Origin of the sequence: Staphylococcus sp. HMSC072H03 (assembly GCF_001809305.1) — a bacterium.
GTDB classification, from domain to species: domain Bacteria; phylum Bacillota; class Bacilli; order Staphylococcales; family Staphylococcaceae; genus Staphylococcus; species Staphylococcus hominis.
In genome coordinates this window covers 80,516-87,377 of record NZ_KV796878.1, presented here as the reverse complement: position 1 = coordinate 87,377, position 6,862 = coordinate 80,516, and the positions used below count along the sequence as shown (strand labels likewise).

Below are 6,862 nucleotides of genomic sequence, written 5' to 3'. Positions count from 1 at the left end.
CTAGAAAAATAGCCAGTAAATGAGTTTATTATGAATTCATTTACTGGCTTCATTAAATAATGATCTAGACAATTTGCTTTTCTAGACCTACTTTGAAATGCGTTATTTTCTTTAAGAATAGTAATATATGATTTGTGTTGATAATGCTAACCTTGGTCAGAGTGTATTGTCATGCGATAGTTCAGATGAGATTTTTTAATTAAAACCTTGTTTTAAACATCGATGACAAGGTCTAATGTAGGACGTGTAGACATCATTTTCAGAATGATATAAATAAATCCATAAATGGAGATAAATCGAAACTATTTATACCCTAGGGGGGTATATGTTATAGTATAAGTAGTTTTACTATAACATTTTTATTAGGAGGGGTTAATTTGAATAATAATGGTGAAGCGCATAATCATCAAAATCACATGAATCATTCCAATCACATGCATCATGATAACCATGAATCACATAATCATCATAGTGGCCATGCACATCATCATGGAAATTTTAAAGTTAAGTTTTTTGTTTCATTAATTTTTGGAATACCTATCATTTTTTTATCGCCACTGATGGGTGTTAACTTACCTTTTCAATTCACATTTCCAGGTTCTGAATGGGTAGTGTTAATATTAAGTACAATTTTATTCTTTTATGGTGGTAAACCGTTCTTGTCTGGTGGTAAAAATGAAATTGCTGAAAAAAAACCAGGCATGATGACCTTAGTTGCCCTAGGTATTTCAGTAGCTTATATTTATAGCTTGTATGCTTTTTATATGAATAACTTTAGTAGTGCAACTGGTCATACAATGGACTTTTTTTGGGAATTAGCAACCTTAATTTTAATTATGCTATTAGGACATTGGATAGAAATGAATGCTGTCGGAAATGCTGGAGATGCTTTAAAGAAAATGGCAGAACTGTTACCTAATAGTGCGATTAAAGTTATGGATAATGGCCAACGCGAAGAAGTTAAAATATCAGACATCATGACTGATGATATCGTCGAAGTAAAAGCCGGAGAAAGTATTCCAACAGATGGTATTATCGTTCAAGGACAAACATCTGTAGATGAATCCCTAGTCACTGGAGAATCTAAAAAAGTACAAAAAAATCAAAATGACAACGTCATCGGGGGTTCTATTAATGGGTCTGGAACAATACAAGTCAAGGTTACAGCTGTGGGAGAAGATGGATATCTTTCTCAAGTGATGGGACTTGTTAATCAAGCACAAAATGATAAATCTAGTGCTGAATTGTTATCTGATAAAGTAGCGGGTTATTTATTCTACTTTGCTGTAATTGTTGGCGTGATTTCGTTTATTGTCTGGATGCTCATTCAAAATGATGTTGATTTTGCATTAGAACGTCTTGTAACTGTGTTAGTCATTGCTTGTCCACATGCTTTAGGCTTAGCAATACCTTTAGTCACTGCACGTTCGACTTCAATTGGTGCACATAATGGTTTAATTATTAAAAATAGAGAGTCTGTAGAAATAGCTCAACATATCGATTATGTAATGATGGATAAAACTGGTACTTTAACTGAGGGTAACTTTTCTGTGAATCATTATGAGAGCTTTAAAAATGATTTGAGTAATGATACAATATTAAGCCTTTTCGCCTCATTAGAAAGTCAATCTAATCACCCATTAGCTATAAGTATTGTTGATTTTGCGAAAAGTAAAAATGTTTCATTTACTAATCCACAAGACGTTAATAATATTCCAGGTGTCGGATTAGAAGGTCTAATTGATAATAAAACATATAAAATAACAAATGTCTCTTATCTTGATAAACATAAACTTAATTATGACGATGACTTGTTTACTAAATTAGCTCAACAAGGTAATTCAATCAGTTATTTAATTGAGGATCAACAAGTCATTGGCATGATTGCTCAAGGAGATCAAATTAAAGAAAGCTCAAAACAAATGGTAGCTGATTTACTATCAAGAAATATTACACCAGTCATGCTTACAGGTGACAATAATGAAGTGGCACACGCTGTCGCAAAAGAATTAGGTATTAGGGATGTCCACGCACAACTCATGCCAGAAGATAAGGAAAGCATTATAAAAGATTATCAAAGTGACGGTAATAAAGTCATGATGGTCGGAGACGGTATCAACGATGCCCCGAGTCTTATAAGAGCCGATATTGGTATAGCAATTGGTGCAGGCACAGATGTTGCAGTGGATTCAGGTGATGTCATACTTGTTAAAAGTAATCCATCAGATATCATTCATTTCTTGACTCTTTCAAATAATACTATGAGAAAAATGGTGCAAAACTTATGGTGGGGTGCAGGTTATAATATTGTTGCTGTACCTTTAGCAGCTGGCGCATTAGCTTTTATCGGGTTAATATTATCACCAGCTGTAGGAGCAATATTAATGTCTTTAAGTACAGTTATAGTAGCGATTAATGCTTTTACATTAAAATTAAAATAAAAGAGGTAAACCTTATGTATAATAAAGTTTTTGCAATTTTAATTATAATTTTTTCCATAATAATTATTGCGTCTAATGATACTTTCGCAGAAAGTAAGAATGATATGATGAATATGAAAGAAGATAAGAAAAATACAATGGATATGACAAATATGAAACATCATGACGAAAGAAAGAAATTAAATTCTTCACAAGGAAAAAATGAAATAATATTTCCTGAAGTTGCAGAGTCAAAAAAAGATAACAATGGTTATAAAAATTATACATTAAAAGCTCAGGAAGGAAAGACAGAGTTTTACAAAAATAATTTTTCTAATACTCTAGGCTACAATGGAAATTTACTTGGACCAACTTTAAAATTAAAAAAAGGAGATAAAGTTAAAATTAAGTTAATAAATAACTTAGATGAAAATACAACATTTCATTGGCATGGATTAGAAGTAAATGGAAAAGTGGATGGAGGGCCTTCTCAGGTTATAAAACCAGGAAAAGAAAAAACTATAAAATTTGAGGTTAATCAAGATTCTGCTACGTTATGGTATCACCCCCACCCCTCTCCAAATACAGCTAAACAAGTTTATAATGGCTTATCAGGATTATTATATATAGAAGATAGTAAAAAGAATAATTATCCTAGTAATTATGGAAAAAATGATTTGCCTATAATAATCCAAGATAAAACATTTGTATCTAAAAAATTAAATTATTCAAAAACGAAAGACGAAGATGGCACTCAAGGTGATACTGTTCTTGTGAACGGAATAGTAAACCCCAAACTGACAGCAAAAGAAGAGAAAATACGTTTGAGACTTTTAAATGGTTCTAATGCTCGAGATTTAAATCTTAAGCTAAGTAATAATCAAAGTTTTGAGTATATTGCTTCAGATGGCGGTCAATTAAAAAACGCTAAAAAATTAAAAGAAATTAATTTAGCTCCTTCAGAGAGAAAAGAAATAGTAATAGATTTATCTAAAATGAAAGGCGAGAAAATCAGTCTGGTCGATAATGATAAAACTGTAATTTTACCGATTAGTAACAAAGAGAAAAGTTCTAACAAAGGTAATACACCAAAAGTAAGTAAAAAAATAAAATTAGAAGGTATGAATGATCATGTTACCATTAATGGTAATAAATTCGATCCTAACAGAATAGATTTTACACAAAAGTTAAACCAGAAAGAAGTATGGGAAATTGAAAATGTCAAAGATAAAATGGGTGGTATGAAACATCCTTTCCACATCCATGGAACGCAATTTAAAGTTTTATCTGTGGATGGTGAGAAACCTCCAAAAGATATGAGGGGTAAAAAGGATGTTATATCTTTGGAACCTGGACAAAAAGCTAAAATAGAGGTTGTATTTAAAAATACTGGAACATACATGTTTCACTGTCATATACTTGAGCATGAAGATAATGGAATGATGGGTCAAATAAAAGTAACAAACTAATCAATAGGGAGATTTTAATATGATGAAAAAAGATAAAGACACTAATGACCAAAAAAGTGAGAATCATATGAAGCATAATGATGAAAGTAAAGTTCCTGAAGATATGACATCGACTAATGAGGGTGAATTTAAAGTAGGAGATAAAGTAACCATTACAGCAGGGCATATGCCAGGTATGAAAGGTGCAGAAGCTACTGTAAAAGGTACGTATAAAACATATGCCTATGTTGTAAGTTATAAACCCACAAATGGAAATGAAAAAGTAAACAATCATAAATGGGTCGTAAACGAAGAGATCAAAGATGCACCTAAAGATGGATTTAGTAAAGGCGATACTGTTAAATTAGAAGCAAGTCATATGTCTGGTATGAAAGGTGCTACAGCCAATATAGATAACGTGAAAAAGACGACTGTTTACGTAGTTGATTACAAATCCAAAGATAATGGTAAAATCATTAAAAATCATAAATGGATGACAGGAAATGAACTGAAAGCACGATAAAAATCTAGTTCTAGATTGAGAAATAAATAGATATAAAGATATCCTCCTTAATCAATAATTTAAATAACTTATTATTGTTAAGGAGGATATCTTTTAGTGTGTAAATTAAAAAGAATTTTAGAAGAATAACATTTATCAAAAAACTGTTCATTACCTTATTAAATGAAATTATATAATTAAAAACCGCATCATTAACCGATACGCAGACGCTTATCATAAGTGATGCGGTTTTTCAGCAAGTTTAGAACAAATGAGACAAGAATTAGAAGAAAAATATATCATATTACTTAAAATATGTTACTTCATATCAGATTGATTAGCTTTCAATTCACATATATGATTAAGCAACAACCCCCTAAGCTATAATAAGTTTAGGGGGTTATACAATCATAAAAATGTATCAAAAGAGTAAACAATTTTTCAATCATTTACCAAAGTGATCTAGTTCGTTTCATATTACTTAATATTCATTTATATTTAACTTCATTTCTAATTGATGAATGAGATGAGTAATCAGTTCATTATTAGGAGTTTCGATACCTAATGATTTACCATAGTCCACAATTTGACCATTTAAGTAATCTATTTCAGTTAAACGACCATGATTATAATCTTGATGCATTGAAGGATAGTGTAAACCTTGTGCATGATCAGGATAAGCTGCTTCAATTTTCGAGATTAAGTCGTTAATATGAATATCTACATTTTTAGCATGTGCTACGTCGACAATTTCTTCAATGATTGGGCGTATCATTGCTCTAGAATGATCATAAGCGCCCAATTCACCGATTGTTTTATCTAATATCGTGCACAATGGATTTAAAACACTGTTAAGCGTAGCTTTAGACCATATCGCTTTAAATACATCATTACTGATAGTGGCATTTAAATGGGCTTGATTTAAGATATCTGCAATTTCTTGAGTACGTGGGTCTTTTTTACCATCAGCACGTTGAAAGTCAATTGAACCTTCACCTTCTAATAGCAATTGACCTGGACCACGTAATCCAGCTGTCCACATTGTTACGGCTAAGAAAATTTGTGATTTTGGAACAAATTGTGATAGACGTTCGTCATGGCCTAAACCATTCATCATACATAAGATGGCAGTATCCTCGCTAATTGCTCCCTGATTTTTTAAAGTTTGCATCATTTGTTCAGATTGCATTGATTTTGTCAAAAGTACAATAATATCATAGGTTTGATTGACCTCTTCAGGGAATGTGGCATGCATTTCAACAGTATAAGTATCATGTTCAGTTTGAACTTCTATTCCTTTTTCATTTATTCGATGAACATGATCTTTCCAGTAATCTATTAATGTAACATCTTGTCCACTTTGTTTTAGGTAAGTACCAATACGGCTTCCCATTGCACCCGCACCAGCAATTGCAATTTTATTAGCCATACTTAACACTCCTTATTTTCTTTATATAGTATGTATTTTCACACAGACAATTTTTTTAAACTTTTTTTACCTCGTGTTCATTTATTTTGGAATACAAATATGCATCAAGTAAAAATATATGTTCTATTAAATCAATAGTGATAAGGATAATTTTCAAATCATTACGTGTATAGTTTATTGAAAGAAGAATATAAATGTAATAAAAATAAATCCTGATACTTAGTTTCATTTAAATACGTTAGTATCAGGATTATAATTAGCACGAAAGTTATATTAGACTTTTAGATATCGTTTTAAGCCAATCATATTCATCGTAGTAAATATGATAATGAAAACAAACAGTCTTAATTTTTCACAACATACTATTCGCAATCATAATACGCAAATATCTTCTCGTAAACTATAAATGATGACCCTTAAATTATTCGTCGTGTTTAAGCACACGAGTCATTTCTTCAATCTTGCCGGCATGTAATGGAACATGGAAGGCATTTAGTACTAATAATTCATTGAGTGTTTGGCAACCAGCAACGGGTTCGTTAAGTTCTTGTGATAATTGTTCATCCGTTAGTTTGCGCGCACGTTCAGGAAGTGTTTTTAAGTTTTCTTTAATCGTTTCGATTGATGGAACATCTTGTCCTTCCCAGTTAGCAGGGCTAGATCCGTAACCAAATAGTTTAGTATATTTAGCGATATCTACGGCATTTTGACCACCTATTGATAAAGCAGAATCGAAAATCGTTAAAACGTGTCCAAATTGCCAATGTAACGTATTTGGAAAAACATCATTTTCTTTATCTAATACGTGTTCAACATTCCAATTATCATATACAGATAGTAAATGATTTACACCTATATCAATTACATCATAAACTGTTTTATCATTCATTTAAGTTTCCTCCTATATTTAAAAAGTGTATTACTAAAAGCCTACCCGTTAAAAATTAGTCACAAACACTATGATTAGAAGTACCCGTTTTATTTACTGTATAGCACAAATGGATGTAAAGAAGATGAAGACTAGACAAGTATCGAAGCTATATTACTGAAAAAATGTTATTAA

5 protein-coding genes are annotated in these 6,862 nt (G+C 31.3%); 3 read left to right on the top strand and 2 right to left on the bottom strand.

Going from position 1 to position 6,862, the window contains the following annotated elements; translation table 11 throughout:
- Positions 1–377: 377 nt before the first annotated feature.
- From HMPREF2578_RS02625 to HMPREF2578_RS02615, 3 genes are read left to right on the top strand one after another with little or no spacing between them, the layout of a single operon-like run.
- Complete coding sequence (locus HMPREF2578_RS02625) at positions 378–2,441, top strand: heavy metal translocating P-type ATPase (RefSeq protein WP_049419869.1); 2,064 nt, start codon at positions 378–380, stop codon at positions 2,439–2,441.
- A gap of 14 nt (positions 2,442–2,455) precedes the next feature.
- Positions 2,456–3,889 carry a multicopper oxidase family protein gene (locus tag HMPREF2578_RS02620; protein ID WP_049382181.1) on the top strand — a complete coding sequence of 478 codons (1,434 nt, stop codon included), beginning with the start codon at positions 2,456–2,458 and terminating at the stop codon, positions 3,887–3,889.
- A 19-nt stretch (positions 3,890–3,908) separates the two neighbouring features.
- The gene (locus tag HMPREF2578_RS02615) at positions 3,909–4,391 is read left to right on the top strand and encodes a YdhK family protein (protein WP_049419870.1); all 483 of its coding nucleotides are present in this window, start codon (positions 3,909–3,911) and stop codon (positions 4,389–4,391) included.
- A gap of 460 nt (positions 4,392–4,851) precedes the next feature.
- On the opposite strand, the gene HMPREF2578_RS02610 is transcribed toward HMPREF2578_RS02615, so the two are convergent.
- Both HMPREF2578_RS02610 and HMPREF2578_RS02605 read right to left on the bottom strand, forming a co-directional pair.
- Entirely contained in the window at positions 4,852–5,799 is a 948-nt protein-coding gene (locus HMPREF2578_RS02610; RefSeq protein WP_049419871.1) for a ketopantoate reductase family protein, read from the bottom strand.
- A 421-nt stretch (positions 5,800–6,220) separates the two neighbouring features.
- A complete protein-coding gene (locus HMPREF2578_RS02605) occupies positions 6,221–6,688 on the bottom strand; it encodes a DinB family protein (protein WP_061544396.1) in 468 nt (155 codons plus the stop codon).
- Between the last annotated feature and the right edge of the window lie 174 nt (positions 6,689–6,862).

Coding starts and splice junctions, on each gene's coding strand:
- HMPREF2578_RS02605 (WP_061544396.1), bottom strand. CDS start 6,688: ATGAATGATAAAACAGTTTATGATGTAATTGATATAGGTGTAAATCAT.
- HMPREF2578_RS02610 (WP_049419871.1), bottom strand. CDS start 5,799: ATGGCTAATAAAATTGCAATTGCTGGTGCGGGTGCAATGGGAAGCCGT.
- HMPREF2578_RS02615 (WP_049419870.1), top strand. CDS start 3,909: ATGATGAAAAAAGATAAAGACACTAATGACCAAAAAAGTGAGAATCAT.
- HMPREF2578_RS02620 (WP_049382181.1), top strand. CDS start 2,456: ATGTATAATAAAGTTTTTGCAATTTTAATTATAATTTTTTCCATAATA.